The organism is Bacillus cereus group sp. BcHK124 (assembly GCF_027712065.1).
In the GTDB taxonomy this organism is placed as follows: Bacteria; Bacillota; Bacilli; order Bacillales; family Bacillaceae_G; genus Bacillus_A; species Bacillus_A pacificus.
The window spans coordinates 1-15,855 of the sequence record NZ_JAQFPJ010000041.1 but is presented as its reverse complement, the minus strand read 5'-3'; the positions used below and the strand labels follow the sequence as shown (position 1 = coordinate 15,855).

Genomic DNA, 15,855 nt, shown 5'->3' with positions numbered 1-15,855 from the left:
TGCAAACGCTAGTTATGGTACTGAATTTGCAACTGAAACAGACGTGCATGCTGTGAAAAAACAAAATGCACAATCAGCTGCAAAACAATCACAATCTTCTAGTTCAAATCAGTAATGAAAGAAAAACACTTCTCTAATTCGGGAGAAGTGTTTTCTTTGTGCTTTGGTCATGGTAATGAAAATAAAACGAACGACATAACTTCTAATAAGTCAACAAATGTAGTCAAAGGAGAAGGAAGTTAAAGATTAGAAATATGTAATGAGGAAATAATAACTGATAAATAAATCCAAAAGGGGGTAAGTAATGAACGATTTTGATAAGTTGGTAGGAGAGCAATTGGAAACGATGGATGAGTTGTTGAAGTTACAAGCTCACCTAGAGAAGTATCAGCAAATTGAAATGAGCGAAAAGGATACGTGCGATAAAAAGGAATTACATTTTATTCGCCAAGAAATATATAGAACAGAATTAGCACTTAAGTTATTACATGAGAAATTTGAAGAGCAAACAAATAGTGTGATTCAATCTTTTGAAACTGAAAAAATGATTTCAAATTTAGGATAAGATATATTGTTGCCTTTAGGTGAAAGGTCCTTCTGTACATGGAAATGAGGAAGGACTTTTTTTATCCCACTTTAATGGGCAGTAAGACCCCCACTGATTAAAGTTTCACTTTATTCTCCGTTCCTCGTTTGGCCCCGCTCCCTAAGAAAGACTATGGATATGGTATTCAGTGTGAAACATAGAGTCTTATTGCTTTAGTTTTAAAATTTCGACAAAAAAGTTATAATAGAAAAAAAGTGAATGCAGTTCAAAGGGCATTTGCAGTTGAAGGAAGGGAGCATATATGGGATTTCCCAAAGAAGGAGAAAAAGTACAAATACATAGTTATAAACATAATGGCTCCATTCATAGAATGTGGGAAGAGACAACGATTTTAAAAGGGACACAAAGTCTTGTAATCGGAGCAAATGATCGTACAGTAGTGACAGAATCAGATGGCCGAACATGGATTACTCGTGAACCAGCAATTTGTTATTTTCATGCAAACTACTGGTTTAATGTGATTGGAATGTTAAGGGAAGAGGGCGTATATTATTATTGTAATTTAAGCTCACCTTTTGCATATGATTCTGAAGCGTTAAAGTATATTGATTATGATTTAGATATTAAAGTGTATCCAGATATGACATATACACTTTTAGATGAAGATGAATATGAAAAACATAGTCAAATTATGCAATATCCACCTGTAATTGATACGATTTTAAAACGAAATGTAGCACAACTAACACAATGGATTCATCAAAGAAAAGGGCCATTCGCACCAGACTTTGTAGATATGTGGTATGAGAGATATTTAATGTACAGAAATTAAAACAAACCTGCAGGGGATTTCCCCGCAGGTTTGTCCTATTAGAGGGGGGATTATGTGCAAGGTATAAAAAGATATTTGCAATTTGTTAAACCATATCGATGGCTTATTGCTATTACGATTATGATTGGTCTAGTTAAATTCGGCATCCCGCTCATTATGCCGTGGTTATTAAAGTATATTATTGATGATGTTATTCAGGGCGGAGGGTCATTTCAAGATAAGACGTCCCAACTAGTAACAGCGATTGGGATTGCTTTTTTTATTTTTGCAGTGTTAAGACCGCCGATTGAATATTATCGTCAATATTTTGCGCAGCGTATCGCAAATACAATACTATATGATTTGCGAAAACATATTTTTGGCCATTTACAAAAGTTGAGTTTACGTTATTATTCGAATACAAAAACAGGGGAGATTATTTCACGTGTCATTCATGATGTAGAACAAACGAAGGATTTTGTAATTACTGGTTTGATGAATGTTTGGTTAGATACGGCAACAATTGCTATTGCTATTATTGTTATGTTTTCTATGAATATAAAATTGACATTTGTTGCGCTATTAATTTTACCTATTTATGTAGTGGCAGTGAAATATTTTTTCGGGCGTCTTCGAAAATTGACGAAAGAGCGTTCACAAGCGTTAGCAACGATGCAAGGGTATTTACATGAACGTATTCAAGGGATGCAAGTGACACGTAGCTTTGCATTAGAAGAGTATGAAGGGAAGCAATTTGAAAAAAGAAATAATGAATTTTTGACGAAAGCGTTAACGCATACGAGTTGGACGGCGAGAACATTTTCGGCAGTAAATACGTTAACAGACTTAGGGCCGCTACTCGTGATCGGTTTTGCAGCGTATGAAGTGATTCAGGGGCAGTTAACATTAGGAACTATGGTTGCCTTTGTTGGATATATGGATAGTTTGTATAGTCCACTTCGCCGCCTTGTTAATTCCTCTACGACATTAACACAGTCTTTCGCATCGATGGATCGAGTGTTTGAACTGTTGGATGAAAAATATGATATTGTGAATGTCCCAAGTGCGGTACAAACGAAAAAATTAAATGGTGAAGTGATATTTGATAATGTATCTTTTCGTTACAATTCGGATGAAAAAGAGGTATTACATAACCTTTCGTTAACTATGTTGCCAGGAGAGAAGGTAGCACTTGTAGGAGCGAGTGGGGGAGGGAAGTCATCTCTTGCTAGTTTAATCCCGCGTTTCTATGATGTCTCTTCAGGCGCAGTTTATGTAGATGGGATAGATGTTAGAAAGTATGATATGAGAAATTTACGTAGTCATATTGGAATTGTACTGCAAGATAATTTGTTATTTAGCGATACAATCGGGGCAAATATTTTATATGGGAATCCGAAAGCTACAGAGGAAGAAGTAATTGCAGCTGCCAAAGCTGCGCAAATCCATGATTTTATTATTGAGTTACCTGATGGTTATGATACTGTCGTCGGGGAACGCGGTGTGAAGTTATCTGGTGGGCAAAGGCAACGTGTAGCGATTGCACGCGTGTTTTTAAAGAATCCATCGTTACTTATATTAGATGAGGCGACTTCCGCTTTGGATTTAGAAAATGAACGATATATTCAAGAGGCGCTTCAAACGTTAGCTGCTGATCGAACGACGATCATAATTGCGCATCGATTGGCGACGATTACGCATGTGGATACGATTATTTACATTGAAGATGGTGAAATTAAAGAAACAGGTTCTCATGAAGAATTAATGAAAAAAAGAGGTTTTTATTACAATTTATATCAACTTCAACATATAACAGAAACAGCTCCTTTAGCGTAAAAGGAGCTGTTTTTTATTCGTCTTCTTTTTTATCGTCGATTTTGAGTTCTGCTTCTGGTTTATGGTATGTGTAGAAGCTATCCACAAGTAAATCTAAATGCTCTACTTCTTCACTATAGTTAATAATAGCAGAAATAAGAGGGAAGAGATGTAGCCATGTTTTATATGCTTCCTCATCATCCTTGTTTTGATATTCCATAAAGATATCAATTAATTCCTGTTTACCTGTTTCAACTTCATCAAGCATTTCAACAGATTGTTGTTTTTTTGCTTTACCAATAAATTTTAATAAAACTTGTTCATGATAATGTGTTAATGAATCAAGTTCATTCTGAATAGATTCCTGGAATTCTTCTGGCATATAGCGCAGTTCGTTTTCAGTACGATGTAATGATTTTAATGTACTTAAAGCACGACTTGTCGTCGCTAACATTTGTCTGAATAAAACAAGCTTACGAATTTTTGCGAACTTTACTTTTTTCGTATAGCTTCTTTCTTCTTTATACAGCAAATAGTAATGGTTTAGTTTGATCATTTTTTCTTTCATACGATCAATATCAGTTTTTAATGTTGTAAAATCAGAAGCTTGCCTGCTATTCATTCGAATCCATTTTACAATTTCTTCTGTATTATCAACGATGCGATGATATAACTTTGTTTCGTATTTTGGCGGCATAAACACTAAATTTACAAGTGAAGCCGCAATAATTCCAACCATAATCGTCGCAAATCGAAGTAAGGCAAAACTAAAGAAATCTTCACCTTGATACTCCATAATAGCGATAACTGTTACTAAAGCAATTGATATTGTGTTTTCTAATCGTAATTGCAATGTAAGAGCAATTACTAATATACATGTTAATCCAATAATAAAAGGATTATGTCCAAAAGCAGTAGCGAATGCGATAGCGAATACCGCACCAATGACGTTTGCTTGAATTTGTTCAAGTGCAGTTAAATACGAACGGTATACAGACGGTTGAACAGCGAAGATAGCTGAGATTCCCGCAAATACTGGACTCGGTAAGTTAAGTAAAATACAAGCAAATAAAGCTAATGTGATGGCAATACCCGTTTTTAAAATGCGAGCACCAAGTTTCATACCCTTAATAAGATCCTTTCTCTTGTCATAATGAATGTACAACATGATACTATACATTCATTACAATATGTTAGCAAGTGATATTTTAGTGACGTTAATAAGAAATTAAGATTCATTTTATACTTTTTCCTAATTCTTTTTAAACATCAATTTTTAGTAAAAAAACCTGCTGAATTTCAGCAGGTTTCAAATTGTTACTATAGATTACTATGAGAAGTGTACTTCGTCAATTTTTTTCTTGAAGATGAAAAATAGGCATATCACTCTGTTGAGATAGATGGATCAGCCTGCTCTTTTTTCGGGATGATTTCAAAAAACTGTTGCGGCATATCATCGAGTAACGGTGTCAATAAAGCAACTTCCTCGTATTGCTCATGTTCATTTAATACACGGATATAATCTAGTAATAACTCGGTCACATCTTGCACACCATTTTTACTAAGTGGTTGTAATGTAACATTTGCTCCTTTTGCGATTCTTCTTTTTAAGGCCTGTTCTGTTAAACCTAAGCTTGAATCATGGCGTAAATAAACAACACCGCCAGTCATACCAGCGCAAATCCATGGACCAGGATCCCCTAAAACAAGAGCGCGCCCATTTGTCATATATTCAAAAGCGAAACCTTTAATATTAGAGTATGCTCCTATATTCCCTTGCTCTTTTTCACGGAGTGGCTTTATCATGCGTCCGCCAATTATCATGTCTGCTCCAGAGAGGCGAATGCCAGCGCGAGCATCAGCGTTACCTTGAACGTATAGCGCCCCTTTTTGTGCACCGTATCCAAAACCTTTTCCGACAGAACCGTTATAATATAGACCGTCTTTTCCTTTTGCTTTCGTTATATAAATACCACCACCAAAGGAGGTTTTACCAATACCATCTTGTGCGCCGCCATTTACGTGTATAAATAAGTTCTCACTATTGTAAGCACCTAATCCATTTCCAGGAATCGAGCCATTCGTATACTTTAATGTAAGTGGTTCAAGCTTCGTGTCTTCATATAATTTACTACGAACGCGATAACAAGATTCTAGACCACCCATAACGCGTTGTTCTACGCCAACGCCCACTAATTCTTTTGAATGGGGGGAATGAATTGTTTCAAATTGTTTTTCTAGTACGTGTTCTGTTTTTGTACTAGATGGATGTTCTATCGTTTGTAGTAAATTACATAAGTTTAATAAATTTTTGCCTCGAACTTGTTTTAATAAATCGGAACGCCCGACAATTTCTTGTAAATTTGTATAGCCGAGATTTCCTGTTAATCGTTTTAGTTCTTCGCCAAAAGTAGTGAATAAATGTAATAATCCAGCCACGGCGCTTTCTAATTCACGCGGGACGAAGCGGCGTAATCCGTGTTCTTTCGCTTGAGCTTCAGATTCAATCTGTGTTGCAATTCCAACGTGACAAGTATCTAGATGACATCCGCGGCAAGTTGTACAGCCGATTGCAATCATGGATAATGTACCAAATCCAATGCGGTTTGCTCCAAGGAGCATAATTTTCAAGGCATCATTCACACTTCGAATACCACCATCAGCCCAAATTTCTACTTTATGTCTCATATTTGCTTCTAATAAAGCATTGTGAGCGGCTTTCACACCAATTTCTACAGGAAGCCCTACATGTTGCAATGCGTGAATACGTGCAGCTCCTGTACCACCATCAAATCCGCTAATGTTAATAAAATCAGCACCAGCTTTTGCGATACCAACAGCAATTGTTCCAATGTTAGGGACGACAGGGACTTTTACAGCTACTTTCGCAAGCTGATTAGCCGTTTTAATTTCTGTAATCATTTGAGCTAAATCTTCAATGGAATAAATATCATGGTTGTTAGAAGGTGAAATTAAATCAGAGCCAATTGTAGCATTACGCGCTTCGGCGATTTTGGCTGTTACTTTTGAACCTGGCAAATGTCCGCCTTCACCAGGCTTGGCACCTTGCCCAATTTTTATTTCAATTAAGTTTGATGAATTGAGTAGTTCGGCGTTTACGCCAAATCGTCCGGACGCGATTTGTTGTCCACGTGTATGTGGATATTTTCCAATCATATCTTTAATTTCGCCGCCTTCACCGTTCAAACTAATCATATTTAGCTGATCGGCTGCTTCTGCATATGCACGAAAGGCAATTTCATTTTGAGAACCGAATGACATGGAACTAATAATAAATGGTAAATCATGATTTTGAATACTGATGGACACTTCTTCAGCCGGAACGACATGTTTTGTTTCTTTCGTTTGAACAAGATGTCTAATTGCGATTGGGTTATTTTCTTCTAATTCACTTAATTTTTCACGGTAATCATCATAAGAGTTTCCCTTTGCAACATCGCCGATTGCTTTCCAAATTCGCGGGAATATATGAAAAGATTTTCGCATTCTAACTTTAGGATTGTTATAATCGTTAGCTCGCATTTGTGCATCTTCAGCAAGTGATTCAAGAGAAAAAGCTAAATCATTTGAACCTAAGAAATTTGTAATTTGCAATATATTTGCGATTTCTTCATGTAACCCGATAGAAGAATAGAGGCGACCGTAACCACGCAATTCATGAATTCCAATTGTTGAAATGACTTTTTCCAGTCCTTTATTAAGTGCATGATATAAATTCGTAATTGGTGTTTTTGTCCCATCATTTACGGTTGCAAATAGTAAATATGGATTGATACTATCTGCTCCTAATCCATACAGTGTGACGATATCGTGTAAGGAGCGAAGGGCACCAGAACGTATAACGAGAGAGCAGTTTCGGCGTAATTTATTTTCGCTTAATACTTGATGTACTTTCGCGGTAACTAAATGCGGATCAATCCATAATCGTCCATTTAGGTGAGCATCAGCATCGTCTATTAATAATAGGGAAGCTCCATCGTTCACGGCTGTTATCGCTTCAGAACTAATTCGACTTAAGGCACATTGTAAAGTTTCTGCCTGACTGAATGTAGCAGAGATTGTAGCGATAGAGCTATGAGTATTGAATAGTTGTATAAGTTGCTCGTACGTAATTGTGTGTAATTCTTCTACAATAGATTGTGCTACACTTCCTTCTAAAATGATTGGGGAAAGCATCTCAACTACAAATGGCTGTTTAGCACCAGCCAATAAACTTGGACGTTTGCCAAGTATCGTTCGTGTGGAGAAGTGTTCAACTTCTCGATCGCGATCGATTGCTGGATTTGTAACGACAGCTACACTTTCCTTAATGAAGTCAGCGATATTTCGTCTATCAGTATCGAGTGCAGCGAGTGGTGAGTCATGCCCAAGTGAGCGAATTGGCTCAACGCCTTTTGTTGCCATCTGTTCAAGAAGCTGAATATGTTCACGATCCCATCCGAAAGCAACGTATTGTTTTGTTTCAACTTGCATAGAATCACATAATCCTTGGATTTCTTTCGTTTCAGGAGTAGATAAGTTTAAATGATAATCTTTAGTATCCACTCGTTTTTTAAAACGGTCATATACTTGAGCTTGGTATTTGTCATATTCATAAAGAACAAGCTCATCTTGTTCATTCCACTTTAGTCCGACTTTTTCCCCTGGAGCGAGTGGTTTTGGTTCTGCTACATATTCAGTTGGTGATACAACTCCAGGTTCAGAAGAGAAAATATAAGAGCTTTCTGTCTCTACTTTCCATACTGGTCGTAGCCCAAGGGAATCCACGCTGAAAACAGCTTCATCTTTATAACGTGAAATAATGCCAGCTGGACCTTGTGCAAAATGGCCCCATGCTTCACGTATATACGTATATAAATCTTGTAAATGTGGTTCATAAAGTTTAATTTCATTAATAATTGGCGGGAATAGTATATCCATTGCTTCAAATAAACTGTAGTTGTATTGAACAAGTAGAGTTTCTAAGGTGCGGTTTAAATCTTGGGAGTCACTGCCCCCAGCAGTAAGTGGAACGTGAATCATTTCAGCTTGATCGCGTAATTTTGCAATTGTGTTAATTTCACCATTATGTCCGAGGATACTAAATGGTTGTACACGAAAGAAGTTAGATAATGTATTAGTAGAATAGCGATTGTGTCCTAGTGTCATAGTTGAAGCAATAAGTGGGTGTTGTAAATCATTGTAATAGGCAACAAGTGTATCACCAGCACCGAGAACTTTATATACAACGTGATCACGACTTAAGGAAGCAACATGAATCGCTTCATTTTCTTCTATTTTTATCGTTACTGTAAATAATGTTTGCTCAATATTTGTAACTTCATTTTCTGCGATAAGAGCAACTTGCCAAAATAAAGGTTCTTCTTGTTTACCAAGTGGACCGAGTGCATCGGAGTTTATTACATCATCACTTTCGAAAAGAATTGCAAAGTTTTCGTTGTTTAGTTGTGTACGAATATGATTTTTTAAATTAACTATATTTTCGTTTTTGTTTAGAAAAAAATGTCCAACGATAAAGTGGGGATGATCCACGATCGTTGGATTATATCCGCTACTTTTTAATTTTTCATTCCAAAGTGCTTTTGGTACATCAATGTGAATACCGATTCCATCACCTTCGCCATTAATGAAACCAGCTCTATGATTCATTTTGACGAGCGATTGTATGCAAAGGTCAATATTTTCTTTTGTAGGAATTTTTCGTTTCTCCATAACGGAAACGATTCCACACGCATCGTGTTCTGCATTTTTGTAATCTCGAAATAAAGACGGTGTCCATGTGTTTGTTTTATTGAGCATCCGTCAATCCCCCCTCTTATGAAAGTTTGAATAATCTTACTATTCGAGGCGTGAGCAGCCTTGTATACAAAGATAGTAAGGATATAAAATAAAATTAAACAGATAATTATGAATAATTATACTATTAATAAGGGATTTATGAAATAGAAAAAAGGAAAAAAGAAAGGTGTGCTTTCTTTTTTCCTTTTAATGACGGGATTATTTATTGTTTGCTAAAGCGGCAAATGCTCTACCTACAGCTTCAATTGTATATTCAATATCTTCTTTTGTATGTTCTGTCGTTAAGAACCATGCCTCGTATTTAGAAGGTGCTAAGTTAATTCCTTCTTGCAGCATAAGTTTGAAGAATTTACCGAACATTTCTCCGTCTGTATCTTGTGCTGCATCGTAATCTTCAATTGTATTTGTTGTGAAGTATACAGTTAAAGCGCCTTTTAGGCGGTTTAATGTAATATCGATATTATGTTTTTCAGCCTGTTCTAAAATTCCTTTTTCAAGCATTGCACCAAGTTCATCTAATTTTTCATAAAGCCCTTCTTGTTGAAGAACTTCTAGACAAGCAATACCAGATGCCATAGAAGCAGGATTTCCTGCCATTGTACCAGCTTGATATGCAGGTCCAAGAGGGGCAACTTGTTCCATAATTTCTTTCTTACCACCGTAAGCACCGATTGGAAGTCCGCCGCCAATAACTTTACCAAGCGCTGTTAAGTCTGGTGTTACGCCAAGTAAGTCTTGAGCACCACCGTACATGAAGCGGAAAGCAGTAATAACTTCATCATAAATTACTAGTGCACCAGCTTCGTGAACAAGTTCATTCACTTTCTCAAGGAAGCCAGGTTTTGGTTCTACAATACCGAAGTTTCCAACGATTGGTTCTACAAGAATAGCTGCTACTTCATGTCCCCATTTATCTAATGCTTCTTTTAAAGTTTCTACATTATTAAATGGAACGGTAATAACTTCTTGAGCGATACTTTGTGGTACACCCGCTGAGTCAGGAGTTCCTAGTGTAGAAGGACCAGATCCAGCTGCTACAAGTACTAAATCAGAATGACCGTGGTAACAACCAGCGAATTTCATAATTTTTGTGCGGCCTGTGTAAGCGCGAGCGACACGAATTGTTGTCATTACAGCTTCAGTACCAGAGTTTACGAAGCGGACTTTATCTAATGCAGGCATTGCTTCTTTTAACATTTTTGCAAATTTTACTTCTAGCGCTGTTGGAGTTCCGTAAAGTACACCATTTTCAGCAGCTGTTGTAATTGCTTTTGTAATGTGCGGGTGAGCATGTCCAGTAATAATAGGACCGTATGCTGCTAAATAATCGATATATTTATTTCCGTCTACATCCCAGAAATAAGCACCTTTTCCACGTTCCATAGCAACAGGAGCGCCGCCACCAACTGCTTTAAAAGAACGAGAAGGACTATTAACACCGCCAACGATATGTTCTAAAGCTTCTTTATGTAATGCTTCTGATTTTGTGAATTTCACTACCATTCATCTCCTTACAAAAATCTATGTATTATTCTAACATGTTTTTCGAAAAGACGTATTGTTTGTGATAGAGAAGGCAGTTGGGTAAACTATTCGTTGTGACATTTAGGAAGGGGGTCCGGTTATGAAATCGGTAATTGAGGTACAAGGGTTACGTAAAGAATTTACAGCCTATTCAAGTCGTCCAGGTTTAAAGGGTGCATTTCGCGATTTATTGAATCGTAATTATAAAATAGTACCAGCAGTAAATGATGTATCTTTTACTGTGAAACAAGGTGAAATGGTTGGATATATCGGTGAGAATGGTGCTGGTAAATCAACGACAATTAAAATGCTTACGGGGATTTTGACTCCGACATCAGGAGACATTTTAGTAAACGGGATGAATCCGCATAAGCAGAGGGAAGAATTTGTAAGAACGATTGGTGTTGTTTTCGGGCAACGCTCACAGCTTTGGTGGGATATTGCCGTACAAGAATCGTTTCGTTTATTAAAAAAAGTGTACGGTGTATCAGACGCTCAGTATAAAGAACATATGGAGCACGTGATCGAAACGTTAGATATTGGTCCTTTATTAGATAAGCCAGTTCGAAAGCTATCTTTAGGTCAAAGAATGCGTTGTGAATTAGCGGCAGCATTAATTCATAATCCGCCGTTATTATTTTTAGATGAACCAACAATTGGGTTAGATGTACTTGTGAAATTGAAAATACGTGAATTTTTAAAAGAAATGAATGAACGTTATAAAACAACGATTTTATTAACAACTCATGATATTACTGATATTGAAGCTTTATGTGAGCGCGTTATCATGCTGGATGAAGGCAATATTATGTATGACGGTTCTTTAAATAATCTTCGTACGCAGTGGGGAGCAGAGAAAGAAATACATTTTCAGTTTGTCGCACCAGTTTCCTATCAGGCTTTATCAATGGTTATGCCAGATAGTCATGTCGTTTGGTCGAAAGCGAAAGAGGAAAACGCGTGGATTGCCAAAATCCCGAATGAAGAAGTTATTATTTCAATGCTTATTTCTAAAGTGGTACAAGCCTTTCAAATTAAAGATTTAAAAATTAATGAAGTGTCTACAGAGGAAATTATTCGTAACATTTATGAAGAAGGTATTAAACATGGGTAAGTACATTGAAATGATTCGAATTCGCTTTTTAATGATGCTTGCGTATCGTACAAACTACTATAGCGGGATTTTAATTTATACAATTAATATCGGCGCATATTATTTTTTGTGGCAAGCAATTTATAGCGGAAAAGAGAATATTGAAAGTTTATCTATTTCGCAAATGACTACGTATATCGCAATTGCGTGGATGGCACGTGCTTTTTATTTTAATAATATAGACAGGGAAATTGCGATGGAGATTCAAGAAGGACGTGTAGCGGTAGAACTGATACGTCCATATAACTATTTAGGGATGAAAGTGATGCAAGGTCTTGGTGAAGGAATATTTCGCTTTGCCTTCTTTTCAATTCCGGGTATGGTCATCGTTACCTTATTATTTTCATTGCAAATTACAACGAACTTTCAAACGTGGTTATATTTCTTCTTATCTTTAATATTTAGTTTTATTATTAATACACAAATTAATTTAATGACGGGAATGCTCACATTCTTCTTATTTAATAATAGCGGAATTATGTATGCAAAACGTGTTGTTATTGATTTGTTTTCAGGTCTATTATTACCAATTAGTTTTTATCCGTTATGGGCCCAAAAGGCAATGATGTTTTTACCGTTTCAGGCTATTAGTTATATTCCGAGTATGATTTTCTCAGAAGGTATACAAGGAAGTAAATTGTATGAGGCATTATTATTCCAAGTAATTTGGGCCATTGTACTTATTATTCCGATTGTACTCATGTGGAGAACGGCGAGAAAACGTCTAATTGTACAAGGGGGATGATGAGATGATATATATAAAACTATTTTTGCAATATGCAAGTCAATATATAAAAACAAAATTGGAGTATCGGGGCGATTTTATCGTTGGGTTACTTTCTGATTTATCACTACAGGCTGTTAATTTAATCTTTATTCTTGTTGTGTTTGGACATACGCAAGCATTAAAAGGTTGGAGTAGAGAAGAAGTCATCTTTATTTATGGTTTCTTTTTAGTGCCGTTTGCCATTTTCTCAGCTTTCTTTAACATATGGGACTTTAATGATCGTTACATTATTAAAGGAGAAATGGATCGCATATTAACGAGACCGATTCATAGTTTATTTCAAATTATATTAGAGAGAATGGAGCTTGAATCTTTAATTGGAGCGATTACGGGAATGATTGTAATGGGCTACGCAGCAGTGGAGTTGCAATTATCTTTTTACTGGTACGATATCTTCTTATTCTTGTTGATGGTAGGAGGGGGCGCACTTGTATACGGAGGGATATTTGTTACGCTTGCAAGCCTTGGTTTTTGGTCGGACGCGAAAAGTTCGATTATGCCGCTAATGTATAACATAGGGAATTATGGCCGCTATCCTGTTAATATTTATAACCGTGTGATTCGCTTTATTTTAACGTTTGTCCTACCATTTGCGTTTGTCGGAGTGTATCCAGCAGCGTACTTTTTAAGGAAAACAGAGTGGAATAGCTATGCATTTGCAACACCGCTCGTTGGTGTTATCTGTTTTACGATTGCAATTACTCTTTGGAATCAAGGGGTAAAAAGGTACCGTGGTGCAGGGAATTAATTATAAAAGCTCGTTCGTTTCTAAGGGATAAATCTAATGGCTGTCTCATACATATAAAATGAGGTGGAGGACATGTTATGGGGATTTATTCTATTAATTGCAGCAATTGCTATTTTGAGGAGTGTCCAATTATTATGGAGTTCCTATTCGGATTCAACGCGTTTTTTTTCGCTGTATAATTTAGCTACATTATTTTTGATTTATACAACAGTATTGATTGCATTTGGATTAAGTTACGTTGTATTAGAGGAAATGGGTTTTGCAGTTTTGAAAGAGGATGGAGAAAGCTTAAACGCTCACTCTTTTCAACTGGTTGAAATTTGTTTGTATTTTAGCGCAGTTACTTTATTGTCTGTTGGATATGGTGACATATCTCCGATTGGAATTGGGCGGTGGATTGCGATTGGAGAAGCGCTAATTGGATATACATTACCGTTTGCTTTTGTAATGAGGTCTGTAATAGACAATGAAAAATAAGGAAGCATTTGTTATAGTAAAAGAAAAGAGTAGGAGTGATAACAATGATCACAGTAGGAGAAATGGCTCCACAATTTACATTAGAGGGAAGTAACGGGGAACAAGTTCGCTTAGCTGATTTTCGTGGTAAAAATGTAGTTCTATATTTTTATCCGAAAGATATGACTCCAGGGTGTACAACTGAAGCATGTGATTTTCGAGATGCATATGGATTATTTCAAGAGAAGGACACAGTTATTCTTGGTGTAAGTCCTGATTCAGCGAACAGACATCTGAAGTTCATTGAGAAGCATGAACTTCCATTTGTACTTTTAGTAGATGAAGATCATAAGGTGGCGGAATTGTATGATGTTTGGAAGTTGAAAAAGAACTTTGGGAAAGAGTACATGGGAATTGAGCGCTCTACATTCCTTATTAATAAAGACGGTGAGCTTGTAAAAGAGTGGCGTAAAGTGAAAGTGAAGGGACATGTTGAAGATGTTCTTTCTTATATAAAGTAAATCCATTGTGGAGATAAAATATATAGAAGTAAGGCGAGTGTCTATACATATTTTATTGTCTTACATAAAGTGAAGTGTAGGGCATACCTCCTCAGATGATAGTATTCCAAGTGCGATTATGTCGCACTTTTTTTCTATTGTAAATGCATAAAAAATAGGGAAAGATACATAAGAATAAGGCTATATACAAAAATAAACCACATACTTATAGTAGAAATATTGACGATTTATAAGAAAAGGAGTACACTCTTTATAAGAATTATAAAATAATAATCCGTATAGAATCGGGGTGCATGACGGTGGTCAAAGAAGAATTAAAAGAAGCGCTAGAAATGCTGAAAAATACGGGTGTACGCATTACTCCACAGCGTCATGCTATTTTAGAGTACCTTGTGGAATCTATGACGCACCCAACAGCGGATGAAATTTATAAAGCATTAGAAGGTAAGTTTCCAAATATGAGTGTTGCAACTGTCTATAATAACTTGCGTGTATTTAAAGAGGTTGGACTTGTAAAGGAATTAACTTATGGAGACGCTTCAAGTAGATTTGATTATGTTACAAGTCAACATTATCATGTGATTTGTGAAAAATGTGGTAAGATTGTTGATTTTCCTTATGGAGGTTTGGAACAGCTTGAAGAGGAAGCTGCGAAAACGACAGGCTTCGTTATTAATAGTCATCGCTTAGAAATTTATGGCGTTTGTCCAGAGTGTCATAAGGCGTAATATATAATAAAGAAAGAGGCTGACGGCTTTACGTCAACCTCTTTCTTTATTATATATGGGAATTACGTTAGGTTCAGAATGATTTAAAATGTTCAGTGGAGGATTTAATTAAGGATAAATACAAAAGGTGATTTCTTGGTTAAGAAATCACCTTTTCATGTTTATTTTTGTAAGGATGCATTGTCTCCGTATATACTTATGACTTATAGCTCTTCTTATTATATTTTTCATCAAATTCTTTTCCTTCTAGATTTCGATCCATTGTTAAAGGTTGGTTGCAATGCATACATGCGTCGACACGACCGAGCATTTTTGTAGGTTTATCGCAGCTTGGACAAATAATTTGTACAGTTTTAGTAGATAACATACCAATCCAAAAGTAAACGACAGTACTAGCGATAACAGCTAAAAAGCCAACCATCATAAATGTTGTCATAATAATAATGTTCTCACGAAAAAAGACTCCTAAGTATGCAATAAAGAGACCGATAAATACTAAACTTAATGCAAAGGTCCGGATTTTATTGATTTTGTTCGAATATTTAATGCCCATTCTCACCACGCTCCTATAATAATAATATAACATAAAATTTAGAATTTTCACTCGTCTAAAAATGTGATAGAGTGATAAGATATGAAATGTGGAGTAGGATGAAGGGAAGCTATAATGGCTTTTGGAACATGATTTTAAAGTTTTAACGGGATGTGAATTTTTTTTATGAAAAGTATTGACCCTTTATGTACTGCATGATATATTAATAACCGTCGCTGATGCAGAAACGCAGAAAACGACAAAAAGAAATTAAAAAACTTAGTTGACATCAAAAAATGAAAATGTTAACATAAGGAAGTCGCAAATGAGCGACCGAGTAGTTCTTTGAAAACTGAACGAAACAAACAACGTGAAACGTCAATTTTTATTTTATGATGCTAGACAAACTAACT

The 15,855-nt window shown here is 36.1% G+C and carries 14 protein-coding genes; 10 read left to right on the top strand and 4 right to left on the bottom strand.

Annotated elements, in window-relative coordinates; all coding sequences use genetic code 11:
- The 4 genes from PDK19_RS26780 to PDK19_RS26765 form a co-directional block, all read left to right on the top strand.
- On the top strand, positions 1 to 115 hold a 115-nt coding region (locus PDK19_RS26780; protein WP_154698486.1), incomplete at its 5' end, for a gamma-type small acid-soluble spore protein.
- A gap of 189 nt (positions 116 to 304) precedes the next feature.
- The gene (locus PDK19_RS26775) at positions 305 to 565 is read left to right on the top strand and encodes a YgaB family protein (protein ID WP_000997582.1); all 261 of its coding nucleotides are present in this window, start codon (positions 305 to 307) and stop codon (positions 563 to 565) included.
- 283 nt (positions 566 to 848) lie between these two features.
- Complete coding sequence (gene ntdP, locus PDK19_RS26770; RefSeq protein WP_000506628.1) at positions 849 to 1,379, top strand: nucleoside tri-diphosphate phosphatase; 531 nt, start codon at positions 849 to 851, stop codon at positions 1,377 to 1,379.
- A gap of 54 nt (positions 1,380 to 1,433) precedes the next feature.
- Positions 1,434 to 3,194, top strand: a complete 1,761-nt coding sequence (locus tag PDK19_RS26765) for an ABC transporter ATP-binding protein (protein ID WP_001161622.1) — start codon at positions 1,434 to 1,436, stop codon at positions 3,192 to 3,194.
- 13 nt (positions 3,195 to 3,207) lie between these two features.
- On the opposite strand, the gene PDK19_RS26760 is transcribed toward PDK19_RS26765, so the two are convergent.
- From PDK19_RS26760 to hemL, 3 genes are all read right to left on the bottom strand, one after another.
- On the bottom strand, positions 3,208 to 4,296 hold the full coding sequence (locus tag PDK19_RS26760) for an aromatic acid exporter family protein (RefSeq protein ID WP_000765784.1): 1,089 nt from the start codon (positions 4,294 to 4,296) through the stop codon (positions 3,208 to 3,210).
- A 260-nt stretch (positions 4,297 to 4,556) separates the two neighbouring features.
- Positions 4,557 to 8,993, bottom strand: a complete 4,437-nt coding sequence (locus PDK19_RS26755) for a glutamate synthase-related protein (protein ID WP_100634462.1) — start codon at positions 8,991 to 8,993, stop codon at positions 4,557 to 4,559.
- Positions 8,994 to 9,191: 198 nt separating this feature from the next.
- Entirely contained in the window at positions 9,192 to 10,496 is a 1,305-nt protein-coding gene (gene hemL / locus PDK19_RS26750) for a glutamate-1-semialdehyde-2,1-aminomutase (protein ID WP_000260535.1), read from the bottom strand.
- Between the two features lie 121 nt (positions 10,497 to 10,617).
- Here hemL and PDK19_RS26745 point away from each other — a divergent pair, with 121 nt between their 5' ends.
- The 6 genes from PDK19_RS26745 to perR all read left to right on the top strand — a co-directional run bounded on the left by PDK19_RS26745 (position 10,618) and on the right by perR (position 14,910).
- Positions 10,618 to 11,631 (top strand): ABC transporter ATP-binding protein, encoded by a 1,014-nt coding sequence (locus PDK19_RS26745; protein WP_000843645.1) that lies wholly within the window; start codon positions 10,618 to 10,620, stop codon positions 11,629 to 11,631.
- A complete protein-coding gene (locus tag PDK19_RS26740; RefSeq protein WP_000521517.1) occupies positions 11,624 to 12,415 on the top strand; it encodes an ABC transporter permease in 792 nt (263 codons plus the stop codon). Before PDK19_RS26745 ends, PDK19_RS26740 begins: the two co-directional genes overlap by 8 nt.
- 4 nt (positions 12,416 to 12,419) lie before the next feature.
- Positions 12,420 to 13,205: an ABC transporter permease gene (locus tag PDK19_RS26735; protein WP_000639354.1), complete on the top strand. Its 786-nt coding sequence runs from the start codon at positions 12,420 to 12,422 to the stop codon at positions 13,203 to 13,205.
- Between the two features lie 72 nt (positions 13,206 to 13,277).
- Positions 13,278 to 13,682 carry a potassium channel family protein gene (locus PDK19_RS26730; RefSeq protein WP_000964350.1) on the top strand — a complete coding sequence of 135 codons (405 nt, stop codon included), beginning with the start codon at positions 13,278 to 13,280 and terminating at the stop codon, positions 13,680 to 13,682.
- A 44-nt stretch (positions 13,683 to 13,726) separates the two neighbouring features.
- Entirely contained in the window at positions 13,727 to 14,182 is a 456-nt protein-coding gene (bcp, locus tag PDK19_RS26725) for a thioredoxin-dependent thiol peroxidase (RefSeq protein WP_270708197.1), read from the top strand.
- A 299-nt stretch (positions 14,183 to 14,481) separates the two neighbouring features.
- Complete coding sequence (perR, locus tag PDK19_RS26720; RefSeq protein ID WP_000237834.1) at positions 14,482 to 14,910, top strand: peroxide-responsive transcriptional repressor PerR; 429 nt, start codon at positions 14,482 to 14,484, stop codon at positions 14,908 to 14,910.
- 196 nt (positions 14,911 to 15,106) lie between these two features.
- Here the strand turns inward: perR and PDK19_RS26715 are convergent, their stop codons facing one another.
- A complete protein-coding gene (locus PDK19_RS26715; protein ID WP_000511742.1) occupies positions 15,107 to 15,463 on the bottom strand; it encodes a YgzB family protein in 357 nt (118 codons plus the stop codon).
- Positions 15,464 to 15,855 lie beyond the last annotated feature (392 nt).

What these genes read in the sequence shown, in the direction of transcription:
- PDK19_RS26775 (WP_000997582.1), top strand. Translation starts at nt 305, where the DNA reads ATGAACGATTTTGATAAGTTGGTAGGAGAGCAATTGGAAACGATGGAT.
- ntdP (WP_000506628.1), top strand. Translation starts at nt 849, where the DNA reads ATGGGATTTCCCAAAGAAGGAGAAAAAGTACAAATACATAGTTATAAA.
- PDK19_RS26760 (WP_000765784.1), bottom strand. Translation starts at nt 4,296, where the DNA reads ATGAAACTTGGTGCTCGCATTTTAAAAACGGGTATTGCCATCACATTA.
- PDK19_RS26755 (WP_100634462.1), bottom strand. Translation starts at nt 8,993, where the DNA reads ATGCTCAATAAAACAAACACATGGACACCGTCTTTATTTCGAGATTAC.
- hemL (WP_000260535.1), bottom strand. Translation starts at nt 10,496, where the DNA reads ATGGTAGTGAAATTCACAAAATCAGAAGCATTACATAAAGAAGCTTTA.
- PDK19_RS26745 (WP_000843645.1), top strand. Translation starts at nt 10,618, where the DNA reads ATGAAATCGGTAATTGAGGTACAAGGGTTACGTAAAGAATTTACAGCC.
- PDK19_RS26740 (WP_000521517.1), top strand. Translation starts at nt 11,624, where the DNA reads ATGGGTAAGTACATTGAAATGATTCGAATTCGCTTTTTAATGATGCTT.
- PDK19_RS26735 (WP_000639354.1), top strand. Translation starts at nt 12,420, where the DNA reads ATGATATATATAAAACTATTTTTGCAATATGCAAGTCAATATATAAAA.
- PDK19_RS26730 (WP_000964350.1), top strand. Translation starts at nt 13,278, where the DNA reads ATGTTATGGGGATTTATTCTATTAATTGCAGCAATTGCTATTTTGAGG.
- bcp (WP_270708197.1), top strand. Translation starts at nt 13,727, where the DNA reads ATGATCACAGTAGGAGAAATGGCTCCACAATTTACATTAGAGGGAAGT.
- PDK19_RS26715 (WP_000511742.1), bottom strand. Translation starts at nt 15,463, where the DNA reads ATGGGCATTAAATATTCGAACAAAATCAATAAAATCCGGACCTTTGCA.